Origin of the sequence: Streptomyces sp. NPDC015242 (assembly GCF_043079125.1) — a bacterium.
Classification (GTDB): domain Bacteria; phylum Actinomycetota; class Actinomycetes; order Streptomycetales; family Streptomycetaceae; genus Streptomyces.
The window spans coordinates 494,534-509,912 of sequence record NZ_JBIBUF010000008.1; the positions used below are offsets into that span (position 1 = coordinate 494,534).

15 protein-coding genes are annotated in these 15,379 nt (G+C 72.2%); 8 read left to right on the top strand and 7 right to left on the bottom strand.

Annotation, left to right across the window (positions count from 1 at the left end):
- Positions 1-114: 114 nt before the first annotated feature.
- The 5 genes from ACF07N_RS27880 to ACF07N_RS27900 are packed head-to-tail and all read right to left on the bottom strand — an operon-like array spanning position 115 to position 4,496.
- Positions 115-750: an ABC transporter gene (locus tag ACF07N_RS27880; RefSeq protein ID WP_392117991.1), complete on the bottom strand. Its 636-nt coding sequence runs from the start codon at positions 748-750 to the stop codon at positions 115-117.
- Positions 747-2,261 (bottom strand): ABC transporter permease, encoded by a 1,515-nt coding sequence (locus ACF07N_RS27885; protein WP_392117993.1) that lies wholly within the window; start codon positions 2,259-2,261, stop codon positions 747-749. The genes ACF07N_RS27880 and ACF07N_RS27885 overlap by 4 nt, the downstream gene beginning before the upstream one ends.
- Positions 2,258-3,118 (bottom strand): ABC transporter ATP-binding protein, encoded by an 861-nt coding sequence (locus tag ACF07N_RS27890; RefSeq protein WP_392117996.1) that lies wholly within the window; start codon positions 3,116-3,118, stop codon positions 2,258-2,260. Before ACF07N_RS27890 ends, ACF07N_RS27885 begins: the two co-directional genes overlap by 4 nt.
- On the bottom strand, positions 3,115-3,951 hold the full coding sequence (locus tag ACF07N_RS27895) for a zf-HC2 domain-containing protein (RefSeq protein ID WP_392117998.1): 837 nt from the start codon (positions 3,949-3,951) through the stop codon (positions 3,115-3,117). Before ACF07N_RS27895 ends, ACF07N_RS27890 begins: the two co-directional genes overlap by 4 nt.
- Positions 3,948-4,496, bottom strand: coding sequence for an RNA polymerase sigma factor (locus ACF07N_RS27900; RefSeq protein WP_383335916.1), 549 nt, complete (start codon positions 4,494-4,496; stop codon positions 3,948-3,950). Before ACF07N_RS27900 ends, ACF07N_RS27895 begins: the two co-directional genes overlap by 4 nt.
- 251 nt (positions 4,497-4,747) lie before the next feature.
- On the opposite strand from ACF07N_RS27900, the gene ACF07N_RS27905 reads away from it, so the two are divergent.
- From ACF07N_RS27905 to pstB, 7 genes are all read left to right on the top strand, one after another.
- Positions 4,748-7,114, top strand: coding sequence for an RNA degradosome polyphosphate kinase (locus ACF07N_RS27905; RefSeq protein WP_392118001.1), 2,367 nt, complete (start codon positions 4,748-4,750; stop codon positions 7,112-7,114).
- A complete protein-coding gene (locus tag ACF07N_RS27910; RefSeq protein WP_392118004.1) occupies positions 7,095-8,201 on the top strand; it encodes a CHAD domain-containing protein in 1,107 nt (368 codons plus the stop codon). Before ACF07N_RS27905 ends, ACF07N_RS27910 begins: the two co-directional genes overlap by 20 nt.
- Positions 8,202-8,232: 31 nt before the next feature.
- The gene (locus ACF07N_RS27915; RefSeq protein WP_383335919.1) at positions 8,233-8,676 is read left to right on the top strand and encodes an NUDIX hydrolase; all 444 of its coding nucleotides are present in this window, start codon (positions 8,233-8,235) and stop codon (positions 8,674-8,676) included.
- Between the two features lie 250 nt (positions 8,677-8,926).
- A complete protein-coding gene (pstS, locus tag ACF07N_RS27920; protein WP_383344700.1) occupies positions 8,927-10,051 on the top strand; it encodes a phosphate ABC transporter substrate-binding protein PstS in 1,125 nt (374 codons plus the stop codon).
- A 104-nt stretch (positions 10,052-10,155) separates the two neighbouring features.
- Positions 10,156-11,157, top strand: coding sequence for a phosphate ABC transporter permease subunit PstC (gene pstC, locus ACF07N_RS27925; RefSeq protein ID WP_383344697.1), 1,002 nt, complete (start codon positions 10,156-10,158; stop codon positions 11,155-11,157).
- Positions 11,154-12,209, top strand: coding sequence for a phosphate ABC transporter permease PstA (gene pstA / locus ACF07N_RS27930; protein ID WP_383581576.1), 1,056 nt, complete (start codon positions 11,154-11,156; stop codon positions 12,207-12,209). Before pstC ends, pstA begins: the two co-directional genes overlap by 4 nt.
- Positions 12,210-12,249: 40 nt before the next feature.
- Positions 12,250-13,026: a phosphate ABC transporter ATP-binding protein PstB gene (pstB, locus tag ACF07N_RS27935; RefSeq protein ID WP_094055695.1), complete on the top strand. Its 777-nt coding sequence runs from the start codon at positions 12,250-12,252 to the stop codon at positions 13,024-13,026.
- A 135-nt stretch (positions 13,027-13,161) separates the two neighbouring features.
- Here pstB and ACF07N_RS27940 read toward each other — a convergent pair whose 3' ends face one another.
- Positions 13,162-14,160 carry an anion permease gene (locus ACF07N_RS27940; protein WP_383335923.1) on the bottom strand — a complete coding sequence of 333 codons (999 nt, stop codon included), beginning with the start codon at positions 14,158-14,160 and terminating at the stop codon, positions 13,162-13,164.
- Between the two features lie 7 nt (positions 14,161-14,167).
- Entirely contained in the window at positions 14,168-14,788 is a 621-nt protein-coding gene (locus tag ACF07N_RS27945; RefSeq protein ID WP_020269925.1) for a DUF47 domain-containing protein, read from the bottom strand.
- A 203-nt stretch (positions 14,789-14,991) separates the two neighbouring features.
- Between ACF07N_RS27945 and ACF07N_RS27950 the strand changes: the two genes are divergently transcribed.
- Entirely contained in the window at positions 14,992-15,369 is a 378-nt protein-coding gene (locus ACF07N_RS27950) for a metal-sensitive transcriptional regulator (RefSeq protein ID WP_383335924.1), read from the top strand.
- Positions 15,370-15,379 lie beyond the last annotated feature (10 nt).

Consider the following 15,379-nt stretch of genomic DNA (forward strand, 5'->3'; position numbering starts at 1 on the left):
CGGCAACGAGACAAGCACCCCGCCGCGACGCAGGAGCACCCCACGGCAACGAGACAAGCCCCCGCGGCGACGCGGGAGTGCCCCGGGCGTCGGCCGCCCGGGGCACCCGCCTGTTCACCCCTTCCGGGGCCACCTCGGGACCCGGCGCCGCAGCGGCTCCCGCGCGCAGAGCGCGCCCGCGAGCGCCGCCACCGCCAGCAGCACGGCCCACCGGTCGTGCGCCGCCGCCCAGCGCTCGTCGTCCACGGGCACGAACAGCGCCCAGCGCTCGGGCCAGAGCAGGATCGCCAGCACGGCCGTGGTCAGCAGCCCGGCCGCCACCGGCAGCCCGGGCCGGGCCGCCTCGGTGAAGCGCACCGCGGCCGCCGCGCCGGTCACCGCCAGGACGAAGGCCGCGCCGGCCTCCAGCGTGAGATCGCCGACCGGGGGTCGCACGTCCGGCGGCACGAGCAGCAGCGCCACCGTCCACCAGGCCGCCGCGGCCGGGAGCACCAGGGCCGTCCGCAGGGCGACGCGCAGCGGGCGCGGGGCCGGCACCGTGGCCGTGGTGTGCCGGGCCGGGTCGTCCAGCAGGAACACCAGGCCCAGCGCGAAGGCCAGGACCGCGGCCCGCAGCAGGGGCAGCGAGAGCTGTTCCGCCGTCTCGCCGGTCCGGGTCAGCGCGGCGAGCAGCAGCCCCGCCGTGCCGGCCGCGCCGATCGCCCCCCACGGCAGGGTCCGGTGGACGGGGAGCAGCAACTGCCGGGTCACCGGCACTTGTCCTCGCCGTCCGGTGCGGGCAGGCCCAGCAGCCGCGCGGCTCCGGCCGCCGTCACCTTCGGCTTCGTCAGGCCGGCCCAGTGCTCCTTGACGCGTGCCGTGGCCTCCTTGCGGGGCAGGTCGAGCAGCGCGCGCAGCACCTGGGTCTGGGCCTCGGTCATGTAGAGGCCGTTCGTGGGCTGCAGCACGGAGTCGGAGCCGGTGATCGTGTCGTTGAGGCGGACGCGACGCAGGGCGTCGAGGGGCTCGGACTCCCAGCCCACGGCCAGCCACATCACCGGGACGATGCGGCCGTCGCAGATCGACGTCGCGGCCTCCTCGTCGCCCGCGACCAGCACGGCGGCCACGGCGGCCGAGAACTCGGGGACCCGGTTCCCGCCCCACTGCGTGCCCACCGTCACCTCGTACGGACGCGTCAGGGACGGCAGCGCCGCGTCACCGTCGAGGCCGTACCGGGCCTCGATCCGCTGCCGTACGGCGACGTCCCGCTCGTGCGCCGCGCCCCCGGCCAGCGACCGCACCCGGTCCACCACCCGGGCCCACTCCGTGACCCGCGGTCCCCACTCGGGGAAGGCGCAGTACGTGGACCCCTCGCGCCGGACGCAGGTCTGCACCTGCTCCGGGTGCGCCGAGGCCCGTTCCCGCGCCTTCGCCACCGCCGGGGACAGACCCTGCGACTGGCCGGTGCCGCCCACCGCCGTCAGGGCCAGCGCCCCGGCGAGCGCGGCGAGGACGGCCGGTCTGCGGCCGCCCGCCACGAGGACCGCCAGCAGTCCGAGGGTGAGCCCGAGCCCGGCCAGGTACAGGGCGTGCCAGGCGGCGGGCCGGCCGATCAGCTCCGTGGGCAGGGTGTTGCTGCTCGCCTCGCCGACGACGGGCATGAGCCACTGCGCCCCGCCGTCGCCCGCCCCGGTGCCCAGGAGGAACACGAACAGGCAGAACACGATGACGAGCGGCGCGACGAGCGCCGACCGCACCAGGGTCGCCGCCAGCAGCCCGAGCAGCCCGGCCAGCAGCACCGTCAGCGGTCCCACGAGGAGTTCGGCCACCGACCCGTGCCCGATCGCGCCGGGCCTGAGCGCCTCCCGGCCGAACTGCGCGGCCACGCACACGGCGGTCACCAGCGCCGCGGCCAGCACCGACAGGGCGTGGGCGGCCGTACGGCGCCACGGCGGCAGGACCAGCACCGCGAGGTGCGCCTCGGTGTGGTGCCGGTGGGAGCGCAGCGCGGCGTGGTTCACGCACAGCAGCACCGCAAGTCCGACGAGCATCGGGGCGCCCTGGGTGGCGCGGTCCGTGTCCTGGAGCGCCGGGAACTCGCCCCAGGACCGCCCGCCGCGCCACACGGTCCAGCCCACGTACACGGCGAAGGCCACGAGCACCGGGACCCGGGTCAGCAGACGCCGGGACTCGAACAGGGCGAGCGCCCACACGGCGGCCCGGGAGCCGCCCGGCTCGGTCCGCGGCCCGGCCGCGACCCGCGTGTCCAGCACCGCGGTCATGCCGCCACCTCCGCTCCGGCCGCGTCGAGCGTGAGCAGGTAGCCGTCCTCCAGGGTGGGTTCGAGGAGTTCGGCTCCGTCCGGCGGGTCCCCGACGTTGCGGAAGGACCCGGTGCCGGTGCGCCATCCGGCCCGCGCCCCCGGATCGCGCTCCGCGCTGCGCCACACCCGTCCGGCGGCCCGCGCGGTCAGTTCGGCCGGGGTGCCCTCGAAGCGGATCCGGCCGCCGGCCATCACCAGCACCCGGTGGCAGAGCATCGCCACGTCCTCCGTCTGGTGGGTGGACAGCAGCACCGTGCGCCCCTCCCCGGCCCCGGCGATCAACTCACGGAACCGCATGCGCTGTTCGGGGTCGAGACCGACGGTCGGCTCGTCCAGCACCAGGAAACCGGGGTCCCCGACGAGGGCGGCCGCGAGGGCGGCCCGCTGCCGCATCCCGCCGGACAGCTTGCGCATCCGCTTGCCCCGCACCTCCGCCAGGCCCACCTCGTCCAGCACCCGCCGCACCTCCCGGTGGCGCACGCCCCGGTCGGTCATCTCCTTGAGGATGGCCACGTAGTCGACGAACTCGAAGGCCGTGAAGTCCGGGTGGAACCCGGGCGTCTGCGGCAGGTAGCCCAGCCGGCGCCGCACCTCCAGCCGTCCCCGGGCGGTCGCCGGGTCGTGGCCGAGCACGGTGAAGGCCCCCCGGTCGGCGGGCAGGGCGGTCGCCAGCACCCGCAACAGGGTGGTCTTGCCGGCCCCGTTGGGCCCGAGCAGCCCGGTGACACCGCCGCTCAGGCGCAGCGACACGTCGTCGAGGGCGCGGGTGCCGCCGTAGCGGAGCCCGATCCCGGAGGCGGACACGGTCGGATTCATACGGCACGTCCCTGGAAGAGGTCGAAGCGGTCACGGAGGAGGAAGAGCAGCCCGGCGGCGAGCGCGGCGACCACGGCGGCCACGCCCTGCCCGGCGGCGGTGAACGGCGCGAGCGGCACGTCGCCGCCGGCCCGCGCCGCGTGGGCCAGCACCAGCAGGCCCACCCAGGCGCCGCCGACCAGCGACGGCGCGAGCACCGGCCCGAGCCGGGGGGTGAGCGCGAGCCCGGTCGCGGTGAGCGCCAGCGCGGGCAGCAGCCAGGCCAGCGCGTGCAGCCCGTAGGCGGGCAGGGCGAGGGTCGCCAGCCCGTTCAGCCCCAGCACGACGGTCAGCACCGCCACGGTCCGGATCATCAGCAGCCGGAACCCGTGCATCGGCGCGACGACGGCCATCTCGTACGTCGGATCCAGCGCGGGCCCGTACGACAGCGCCACCCCGGCCAGCGGCAGCAGCGGCGCGAGGGCGAGGAAGAGGGTCGGGGACTGCCCGCTGCGCACGGCGTGCCCGGCGGCCACCCCGAGCAGCAGCACGGCCACGACGGCCCCCAGCCAGGAGCGCCGCAGCACGGGCGCCGCCGCGAGCAGCCGGGCGGTGTGCCCGGCGACCCCGAGCCGCACCAGCAGCCCCTCCAGCAGTCCCGGGCGCGGCACGTCCAGCTCGGCGTCCAGCCGCTCCCACCCCGCGTCGAGCGCGACCGGGTCGCTGACGCCGGCCAGCACCTCCCGGCAGCGGGCGCAGGAGGCCAGGTGGGCGTCGGCGGACCAGAGCGCGGGCGCCGCCAGCCCGCCGTGCGCGTAGGCGCGCAGATCGTCCTCGGGTACGTGCCAGGTCATGCCAGTGCCTCCCGCAACTGCTTGCGGGCCCGCATGGCCCGCGTCTTGACCGTCCCCGGGGGGATCCCCAGCAGGACGGCGGCCTCGCGGGTGGTCAGCCCGTCGATGACGGTCGCCTGCAGCACCGCCCGCAGCTCCGGCGACAGCCGGACCAGGGCGCCCGCGAGGTCCCCGTGCTCCACCCCCGCGAGCACGCGTTCCTCCGCCGACACCTCGTCGCGGTGGCGCAGCCGCGCCAGGGCCTGCCGCAGCCGGCCCCGTGCCCCGTCGCCCCGCAGGGCGTCCACCAGCCGCCGCGACCCGATGCGCCACAGCCACCCGGCGACGTCCCCGGACCCCTCGTCCCGGTAGCGGGCCTTGCCCCGCCACACCGCGAGGAAGGTCTCCTGCACGACGTCGTCGACGACGCTCACATCGGCGCACCGTCCCCGCAGGCGGGCCCGGAGCCACGGCGCGTAGCGCCGGTACAGCTCCTCGAAGGCGCCCCGGTCGGCGTCCGCCGCGACGGCCCGCAGCAGCTCCCCGTCGCTTCTCGTCTCGCTCACGTCTCCTCATCGGACCGGCCCGCTCGAACGGTTCACGAAAGCACGCCCGGTTTCCGGCCCCGGGCGGGACGGACGCGCGGCCCGGCGCCGGAGACACTGGGCGCGCCGTCGGCACGGCACCGCCCACAGCCTGTGGACGACCGGCCCGGCCGCCGCCCCGGGGCCCGGGCACCCCCGCGGTCCGCCCCCCGGTGTCCCGGACGTCATGTCTCCGTAACCATTGATTCAGACGGGCTTGCGACGCTCGGCCAATGAATCCCGCCGTGCCCGAGCCTTCCCCGCCCCGCGAGGGGCCCGAGGGAAACGGGAGCACTCGTGTGACACCGCCGCTCCCGCCCGCGCTGTCCGACGCGCCCGTGATGCTCGCGGCGCGGAAGAATGGGTCCATGAGCCAGCCGAACACCCAGGCACAGGTCCAGCACGCGCAGCCCTCCGTGGGCTCCATAGCAGCCCACCGCCCGCACACGGTGGCGGCGGTGGTCTCCGATCTGGAACCCGACATCGACGCCGACCTCGACGGCTACGAGGAGTCGCCGTACGACGGGCCGGAGCTGCCCCAGGGCCGCTTCCTCGACCGGGAGCGCAGCTGGCTCGCGTTCAACGAGCGCGTGCTCGAGCTCGCCGAGGACCCGAACACGCCGCTGCTGGAGCGGGCCAACTTCCTGGCGATCTTCGCCAGCAACCTGGACGAGTTCTTCATGGTCCGGGTGGCCGGTCTGAAGCGCCGCATCGCCACCGGCGTGGCCACCCGCTCCGCCTCCGGTCTGCAGCCCCGCGAGGTGCTGGAGATGATCTGGGCCCGCTCCCGCGAGCTCATGGCCCGGCACGCCGCCTGCTACCACGAGGACGTCGCCCCCGCACTCGCGGAGGAGGGCATCCACCTGGTCCGCTGGAGCGAGCTGCAGGAGAAGGAGCAGGCCCGCCTGTTCACCCTGTTCCGGCACCAGATCTTCCCGGTGCTGACGCCGCTGGCGGTCGACCCGGCGCACCCCTTCCCGTACATCTCCGGCCTGTCCCTGAACCTGGCCGTCGTGGTGCGCAACCCGGTCACCGGCCACAAGCACTTCGCCCGGGTGAAGGTGCCGCCGCTGCTGTCCCGCTTCCTGGAGAGCTCCCCGGGCCGCTACGTCCCCATCGAGGACATCATCGCCGCCCACCTGGAGGAGCTGTTCCCGGGCATGGAGGTCCTGGAGCACCACGCCTTCCGCCTCACCCGCAACGAGGACCTGGAGGTCGAGGAGGACGACGCGGAGAACCTGCTCCAGGCCCTGGAGAAGGAGCTCATGCGGCGCCGCTTCGGCCCGCCGGTGCGCCTGGAGGTCGAGGAGTCCATCGACCGCGAGGTCCTGGACCTGCTGGTGCGCGAGCTGAAGATCAGCGAGGCCGAGGTGTACCCGCTGCCGGGCCCGCTCGACCTCACGGGCCTGTTCCGGATCGCCTCGCTGGACCGGCCGGAACTGAAGTACCGCAAGTTCGTCGCCGGCACCCACCGCGACCTCGCCGAGGTCGAGTCGGCGTCCGCGCCGGACATCTTCGCCGCGCTGCGCGAGCGGGACGTGCTGCTGCACCACCCGTACGACTCCTTCTCCACCTCCGTGCAGGCCTTCCTCGAGCAGGCGGCCGGCGACCCGGACGTCCTGGCGATCAAGCAGACCCTGTACCGCACCTCCGGCGACTCCCCGATAGTCGACGCCCTGATCGAGGCCGCCGAGTCCGGCAAGCAGGTGCTGGTCCTGGTCGAGATCAAGGCCCGGTTCGACGAGCACGCCAACATCAAGTGGGCCCGCAAGCTGGAAGAGGCCGGCTGCCACGTGGTCTACGGCCTGGTCGGGCTGAAGACCCACTGCAAGCTGTCGCTGGTGGTCCGCCAGGAGGGCGAGACACTGCGGCGCTACAGCCACGTCGGCACCGGCAACTACCACCCGAAGACGGCCCGGCTCTACGAGGACCTCGGCCTGCTCACGGCCGACCCGCAGGTCGGCGCGGACCTGTCGGACCTGTTCAACCGGCTCTCCGGCTACTCGCGCCGCGAGACCTACCGCCGCCTGCTGGTGGCCCCGAAGTCGCTGCGCGACGGCCTGGTCTCCCGGATCACCAAGGAGATCCAGCACCACCGCGCGGGCCGGCCCGCGTACGTCCGCATCAAGGTCAACTCGATGGTCGACGAGGCCGTCATCGACGCCTGCTACCGGGCCGCCCAGGCGGGCGTGCCGGTGGACATCTGGGTGCGCGGCATCTGCGCGGTGCGCCCGGGCGTCGCGGGCCTGTCGGAGAACATCCGGGTCCGCTCGATCCTCGGCCGCTTCCTGGAGCACTCCCGGGTCTTCGCCTTCGGCAACGGCGGCGAGCCCGAGGTGTGGATCGGCAGCGCCGACATGATGCACCGCAACCTCGACCGCCGGATAGAGGCCCTGGTCAGGGTCACCGACCCGGCCCACCGGGCAGCCCTGAACCGGCTGCTGGAGACCGGCATGTCCGACTCCACCGCCTCCTGGCACCTCGGCCCGGACGGCGAATGGACCCGGCATGCGACCGACGCGGACGGCCAGCCCCTGCGCAACGTCCAGGAGATGCTCATAGACGCCCGGAGGCGCCGGCGTGGCACAGCAACACCTTGACCCGGCGGATCCCCGGACCGGGCCCGTCGGGACCGACCCCACCGGTGACACCCTCGCGGGCTACCTGCGGGACCAGGCCACGGAGTTCCTCCGGGCGCTGCGCCTGCACCGGGAGACGGGGTCGGGGACGCACGGTTCCGAGGCGTCCGCGGAGGCGGCCCGCGCCCTGCGCCGCTCGGCCCGCCGCATCAGCGCCAGCCTGCACACCTTCCAGCCGCTGCTGGACTCGGACTGGTGCGAGAGCATGCGCCCGGAGCTGGCCTGGGTCTCCGGCACGCTGGCGATGGAGCACGCGTACACGGCCCGCCTGGAACGCCTGCTGACGGCCCTGCACCGGCTGTCGGGGTCGACGGCGTTCCCGTCCCAGGCGGCGGGCGCGGACGGGCCGGCGAGCCCGCGCGCCCGGGACGCCGGGGCGCGCGCCACCGCGACCGCCGCCACCGCCGCGCCCGAGCGGGGCAACCTCACCGTGGGAGCGGCCAAGGCGGGCGCCCTCCTGGACCGCCAGCTCACCCTCGCCCGCACCCGGGCCCACTCCACCGCCCTGCAGGCCCTGGGCAGCAGCCGCTTCCACGCCGTCGCGGACAAGGTCGCGGTCCTGGCCAGCGAGGTCCCCCTGCGCACCACGGCGGCCGCGACCGACCTGCGCCCGCACGCCACGGCGGCGGAGGAACGCCTGCGGGACGCCGTGACCGCCCTGCCCCTGGTCACCGCGGGCCATCCCTACAACGCCGCGGCCCTCGTCCACGGCCTGTCCCCGGACACCGTCCCGCACCCCCAGGACGCCCCGTGGCACCAGGTCCGGCTGCTGCTGCGCCTGCACCGCTACGCCCGCGAGGCCCTCACCGGCCCCAAGGGGAACGCGGTCGTCGACCTGCGCCTGCTCTCCGCCGGCCAGGCCCTGAACCGGCACCGCGACGCCTCGGAGGCGGCAGCGGCGGCGGCCCAGGCGGCCCGCACGCCCAGGATCGCCCCGGCCACGGCGTACGCCCTCGGCGTGCTCCACGCCGACCAGCGGCACGAGGTGGAGGCGGCACGTTTCGCGTTCCAGCAGGCCTGGCAGAAGGAGACGGTCAGCGCGTCATGACCGGCACGGCACCCGGAAGGCGGTGAAGGCGGTGGGCTCACCCGAGGACACCACCGTCCAGGCCGCGGGCTGCGTCCTGTGGCGCCGCTCGCCCGGCTCCGGCGAGGTGGAGCTCTGTCTTGTGCACCGGCCGAAATACGACGACTGGTCGTGGCCGAAGGGCAAGCTGAAGCGCGGCGAGGACGCGCTGGCCGGCGCCCTGCGCGAGGTGGCGGAGGAGACCGGCTGCCGGGCCGTGCCCGGTACGGAGCTGGCGACCCTGCGCTACCTGGCCAACGGCCGGCCCAAGCAGGTGCGCTATTGGGCCGCCGAGGCGGTGAGCTGCGCGTTCAGCCCGAACGACGAGGTCGATCACCTCGCGTGGCTGTCGCCGGAGGCGGCCCGCGCCCGGCTGACCCAGCCCCACGACCGGCCCTTGATCGACGCGCTGCTGGCCGCGCCGCACGGCCCCCGGCCCGCCGGCGGAGCGGACTGAGACCGTCCGCCGTTGTCCAGACGGACGCGCGCGAGAAGCGGAATCCTCACGTGCTCTCCCCGTGAGCATTCCGTGACCTAACCACACCGTCGGCAGGGGTTCACCCCTCGTTCATGTGCGGCCATCGGCGGCTTCATCTGATCTGCCTACTTTCGGCCGTACCGGATGCGAGACGCGCCTGCCGCGCGTTCGCGTCGGCCAGTCTTCGCACGCCGCCGATTCAGGACGGCGGCTCCTGGAAGGAACTCAAGTGAAGCTTCAGCGCATGAACCGGCGGGCCCTCGCTCTCGGTGCTCTCGCCGTCTCCGGCGCCCTGGCCCTCACGGCGTGCGGCTCCGACGAGACCGGAGGTGGCAGCGACGGCTCCTCGTCCAACGCCGCCGCGCCCGGCAACATCAAGTGTGACGACGCCTCGGGCCAGGTCCTCGCCGACGGCTCCTCCGCGCAGAAGAACGCCGTGGACGCGTGGGTCAAGCAGTTCTCGGCGGCCTGCAAGGTGGAGATCAACTACAAGGCCGGCGGTTCCGGCGCCGGTGTCACCGCCTTCACCCAGGGCCAGGTCCCGTGGGCCGGTTCGGACTCCGCCCTGAAGCCCGACGAGGTCGAGGCCTCCAAGAAGGTCTGCTCCGGCGGCCAGGGCATCGACCTGCCCATGGTCGGCGGTCCGATCGCCGTCGGCTACAACGTCCCGGGCGTCGACAAGCTCGTCCTGGACGCCTCGACGATCGCCAAGATCTTCGACAGCAAGATCACCAAGTGGAACGACCAGGCCATCGCGAAGCTGAACCCCGACGCGAAGCTGCCCGACCTCAAGATCCAGGCGTTCCACCGCTCGGACGAGTCCGGCACCACGGACAACTTCACCAAGTACCTGATCGCCACCGCCAAGAAGGACTTCCCCTACGAGGGCGGCAAGGCCTGGCAGGCCAAGGGCGGCCAGTCCGCTCCGCAGTCCTCCGGCGTCGCCGCGCAGGTGAAGCAGACCGCCGGCGCGATCGGCTACTTCGAGCTGTCGTACGCCAAGGACGGCATCAAGACCGTCGCCATCGACACCGGCGCGGCCGAGCCGGTCGAGGCGAACGTCGAGAACGCCACCAAGGCCATCGCCGACGCCAAGGTCGTCGGCACCGGCAAGGACCTCGCCCTGGAGCTGAACTACGCGACCAAGGCCGACGGCGCCTACCCGATGGTCCTGGTGACCTACGAGATCGTCTGCGACAAGGGCAACAAGGCCGAGACGCTCCCCGCGGTCAAGGCGTTCCTGCGCTACGCGGCCTCGGAGGACGGTCAGAAGATCCTCGCGGAGAACGACTACGCGCCCATGCCCGAGGACATCATCGCCAAGGTTCGGACCACCGTCGAGAGCCTGAGCTGACCTGAGCGTGCGGTCCGGTCCCCGCGCGGGACCGGGCCGCACCGTCCGGTGCACCGCCGCCAAGAGCCGCACAGCCGTTGCGGTTCCGCAGACCGGAGAACCCGATGGACACCACACAGATAGCTGACGCACCTCCCCCCACCCCGACGCCCTCGCCCGAGGAGAAGCGCGCCGCCCGTGGGGCCACCCGCCCCGGCGACCGGATCTTCCTCGGCCTCTCGCGCGGTTCGGGCATCCTGCTGCTGGTCATCATGGCCGCGATCGCGGGCTTCCTCACCTACCGCGCCGTCCTCGCCATCAGCAAGGACGAGGGCAACTTCCTCACGACCTTCGAATGGAACACCGGCGTCAACCCGCCGGTCTTCGGCATCGCGGTCCTGGCCTACGGCACGATCGTCTCCTCGATCATCGCCATGATCATCGCGGTCCCGATCGCCGTCGCCATCGCCCTGTTCCTCACGCACTACGCCCCGCGCCGGCTGAGCGGTCCCATCGCCTACGTGATCGACCTGCTCGCCGCCGTGCCGTCCATCGTGTACGGCCTGTGGGGCGCCCTTGTGCTCGTGCCGTACATGAACGGCCTCTTCGGCTGGCTGAACGACTACCTCGGCTGGACCGGCATCTTCTCCTGGCAGAACGGCGCCCCGCGCTCGATGCTCACCGTGGGCATCCTGCTCGCGATCATGATCCTGCCGATCATCACCAACGTGAGCCGCGAGGTCTTCCGCCAGGTCCCGCAGATGCACGAGGAGGCCGCCCTCGCTCTCGGCGCCACCCGCTGGGAAGTGATCCGCATGTCGGTCCTGCCCTTCGGCCGCTCCGGCGTGATCTCCGCCTCGATGCTCGGCCTCGGCCGCGCCCTCGGCGAGACGATGGCCGTCGCCACCGTGCTCTCCCCGGACTTCCTGATCCACACCAGCCTGCTCGACCCGGGCGGCGGCACCTTCGCCCAGAACATCGCCAGCAAGTTCAGCGAGGCGACCGAGTTCGGCCGTGACGCGCTGATCGCCTCGGGTCTGGTCCTGTTCGTCATCACCCTGCTGGTCAACGGCGCGGCCCGCGCGATCATCGCCCGCCGCAAGGAGTACTCGGGGGCCAACGCATGAGCACCGCAACCATCACCCCCAAGCGCCCCAGCACCCTGCAGGGCGCCCGCCTGCCCAAGTGGGCCCCGTGGGCCATCGCCGCCGGGTCCGTCGCGGCCGGCCTCGGCATCAGCGCCGCCGCCGGCCTGCACAGCGACATCCAGTGGGCGCTGATCGCCGCCCTGCTGTACATCGTCGGCACGTACGTCATCGCGGCGAAGGTGGAGAACCGCCGCCAGGCCAAGGACCGCGTGGTCACCTCGCTGGTGTGGGTCGCGTTCCTGCTCGCCGTGGTGCCGCTGGCCTCGCTGGTGTGGTCGACCGTGGAGCGCGGCACCAAGGTCCTCGACGTCTACTTCCTGACCCACTCGATGGGCGTGGTCGCCGACTCCGAGACGGGCGGCGGCATCTACCACGCCATCCTCGGCACGCTGCAGCAGGTCGGCCTGGCCACCCTGATCGCCGCGCCGGTCGGCGTGCTCACCGCGATCTACCTGGTGGAGTACGGACGCGGCAACCTCGCCCGGGCCGTCACGTTCTTCGTCGACGTCATGACCGGCATCCCGTCGATCGTCGCGGGCCTGTTCATCCTCAGCCTCATGCTGATGTTCGACATGCAGCCCTTCGGCTTCGCCGGCTCGCTCGCCCTGGCGATCCTGATGATGCCGGTCGTGGTCCGCTCCACGGAGGAGATGCTCAAGCTCGTCCCGAACGAGCTGCGCGAGGCCTCCCTGGCGCTCGGTGTGCCGAAGTGGCGCACCATCCTCAAGGTGGTCCTGCCGACCTCGGTCGGCGGCATCACCACCGGCATCATGCTGGCCATCGCCCGCATCGCCGGTGAGACCGCGCCCGTGCTGCTGCTGGTGTTCGGCAGCAAGTTCATCAACGCCAACCCCTTCGAGGGCGCGCAGGCGTCGCTGCCGCTGTACATCTACCAGCAGTACGGCTCGGGCGAGGTCACGGCCTACGACCGCGCCTGGGCGGCGTCGCTCACGCTGATCGCCTTCGTGATGATCCTCAACCTGGTGGCTCGCGGCATCGCCCGCTGGAAGGCCCCCAAGACCGGTCGCTGACGCGGCCATACAGCGACTGAAGTCTGGAAGTGAAGTAGTCATGGCCAAGCGAATCGACGTCAGCGGACTGACCGCCTACTACGGCTCCCACAAGGCGATCGAGGACATCTCGATGACCGTCGAGCCGCGCTCGGTGACGGCGTTCATCGGCCCGTCCGGCTGCGGCAAGTCGACGTTCCTGCGCACCCTGAACCGTATGCACGAGGTCACGGCCGGCGGCCGGGTCGAGGGCAAGGTGCTGCTGGACGACGAGGACCTCTACGGCACGGGCATCGACCCGGTGTCGGTGCGCCGCGAGGTCGGCATGGTGTTCCAGCGGCCGAACCCGTTCCCCACGATGTCGATCTTCGACAACGTGGCGGCGGGCCTGCGGCTGAACGGCAACTACAAGAAGAGCGAGCTGGCGGACATCGTCGAGCGGTCGCTCAAGGGCGCGAACCTCTGGAACGAGGTCAAGGACCGCCTGAACAAGCCCGGCTCGGGCCTGTCCGGCGGCCAGCAGCAGCGCCTGTGCATCGCGCGGGCGATCGCGGTGGAGCCGAACGTCCTGCTCATGGACGAGCCCTGCTCGGCGCTCGACCCGATCTCCACCCTGGCGATCGAGGACCTGATCGGCGAGCTGAAGGAGCGCTTCACGATCGTCATCGTGACGCACAACATGCAGCAGGCCGCCCGGGTCTCCGACCGCACGGCGTTCTTCAACCTCGCGGCGGTCGGCCAGCCCGGCAAGCTCATCGAGATCGACGACACGGAGCGGATCTTCTCCAACCCGTCGGTCCAGGCCACGGAGGACTACATCTCCGGCCGCTTCGGCTGAGCCGCCCTCCGCCGAGACTCCTCGCGGTGCTGCATGGCGGTGCCACCGCGAGGCCGAAAAGGGCCCGCCCCCGGCTCCCGGGGGCGGGCCTTTTCGTGTGGGTGCCGGCCGTTTTCCGGCCGGGCGGCGTCCCGGTCAGAGGAACGCCAGGTGCACCAGCCCGAAGGAGGCCGCGGCCACCGTCGCCGCCGCCGGCATGGTGATGAACCAGCCCAGGATGATGTTCTTGGCGACACCCCAGCGCACGGCGTTCACGCGCTTGGTCGCCCCCACGCCCATGATCGCCGAGGTGATCACGTGGGTCGTCGAGATCGGCGCCTTGAACAGGAACGCCGTGGCGAACATGATCGACGCGCCCGTCGTCTCGGCGGCGAAGCCCTGCGGCGGGTCCAGCTCGATGATCTTCCGCCCCAGCGTCCGCATGATCCGCCAGCCGCCGGCGTACGTGCCCAGCGACAGCATCACCGCACAGGCGATCTTCACCCAGACCGGGATCGGGTCGCCGTAGTCCTCGACGTCGGCGATGACGAGCGCCATCACCACGATGCCCATCGTCTTCTGCGCGTCCTGCAGACCGTGTCCCAGCGCCATGCCGGCCGCCGAGACGGTCTGGGCTATGCGGAAACCGCGCTTGGCCTTGTGCGGGTTGGCCTTGCGGAACATCCACATGATCGCGGTCATCACCAGGTAACCGGCCAGCAGGCCGACCACCGGGGAGATGAACATGGGGATGACGACCTTCTCCAGCACCCCGTGCCAGTAGACGGTCGTGCCACCGGCCAGCGCTGCCCCGACCATGCCGCCGAACAGCGCGTGCGAGGAGGACGAGGGCAGCCCGAAGTACCAGGTGATCAGGTTCCAGACGATCGCCCCGACCAGCGCGGCGAAGAGGATGCCCATCCCCTTCGACCCCTCCGGTGTCTGGATCAGGCCCTCGCTGACCGTCTTGGCGACCCCGGAGCCCATGAACGCGCCGAGCAGGTTCATCACCGCGGCCATCGCCAGCGCCGCCCGCGGCGTGAGCGCCCGGGTCGACACGGAGGTGGCGATCGCGTTCGCCGAGTCGTGGAAACCGTTGGTGTACGTGAAGAAGAGCGCGACCCCGATGGTCACGACCAGAGCAAAGGTGTCCATGAAGGGCTCAGGACTCCTTGACGGCGATGGTCTCCACCGTGTTCGCCACGTGCTCGAACGCGTCCGCCGCTTCCTCCAGCACGTCCACGATCTGCTTGAGCTTCAGGACCTCGATGGCGTCGTACTTGCCGTTGAAGAGGTGCGCGAGCAGCTTGCGGTGGATCTGGTCGGCCTGGTTCTCCAGCCGGTTGACCTCGATCCAGTACTCGGTGAGGTTCTCCATGGTGCGCAGGTGCGGCATGGCCTCGGCCGTCAGTTCGGCGGCGCGCGCCAGGACCTCGATCTGCTGCTCGACGCCCTTGGGCAGTTCCTCGACGTTGTAGAGGACGACCAGGTCGACGGCCTCCTCCATGAAGTCCATGATGTCGTCGAGGGACGAGGCGAGGGAGTAGATGTCCTCGCGGTCGAAGGGCGTGATGAAGGAGGAGTTCAGCTGGTGGAAGATCGCGTGCGTGGCGTCGTCACCCGCGTGTTCCGCTGCCCGCATACGCTCTGCGATCTCGGCCCGGGCGGAGGCGTCCGCCCCGAGCAGTTCCATCAGGAGCTTGGAGCCCGTGACGATGTTGTCCGCGGAGGCGGCGAACATGTCGTAGAAGCTCGTCTCCCTGGGGGTCAGACGAAAGCGCACGTGGGGTCCTCGGCTTGCTTCGGTTTCGGTCAGGCTGATGCTAGGCGCATCATCCGGCCACGGCTATCGGGCCGCCCACCAGTGTCGCCCATCAGGCACAGTGATGAGTACGGGGGCGGTCCGAGGGCCGTGTACCCGGCAAAGTTCGGTACCATATACCCACCAGGGGTATATATCGGCCCACTGCCCACCAGGAGGACGCGATGACGGACGTGACCGGCACCACAGATGTCGCGAATGTCACCCCCGGCACCGCGGACACCGGGGCGGACACGGCCGTCACGGACCACGACCGCGGCGTGCACGGGTACCACAAGCAGAAGGACGAGCACCTCAAGCGCCTGCGCCGGATCGAGGGCCAGATCCGCGGCCTGCAGCGCATGGTCGACGAGGACGTCTACTGCATCGACATACTCACGCAGGTCTCCGCCTCCACGAAGGCCCTGCAGTCCTTCGCCCTGCAACTGCTGGAGGAGCATCTGCGCCACTGCGTCGCCGACGCGGCGGTCAAGGGCGGGGACGAGGTCGAGGCGAAGGTGAAGGAGGCGACCCAGGCCATCGCCCGCATGCTGCGGACGTGAACCGGCCCGG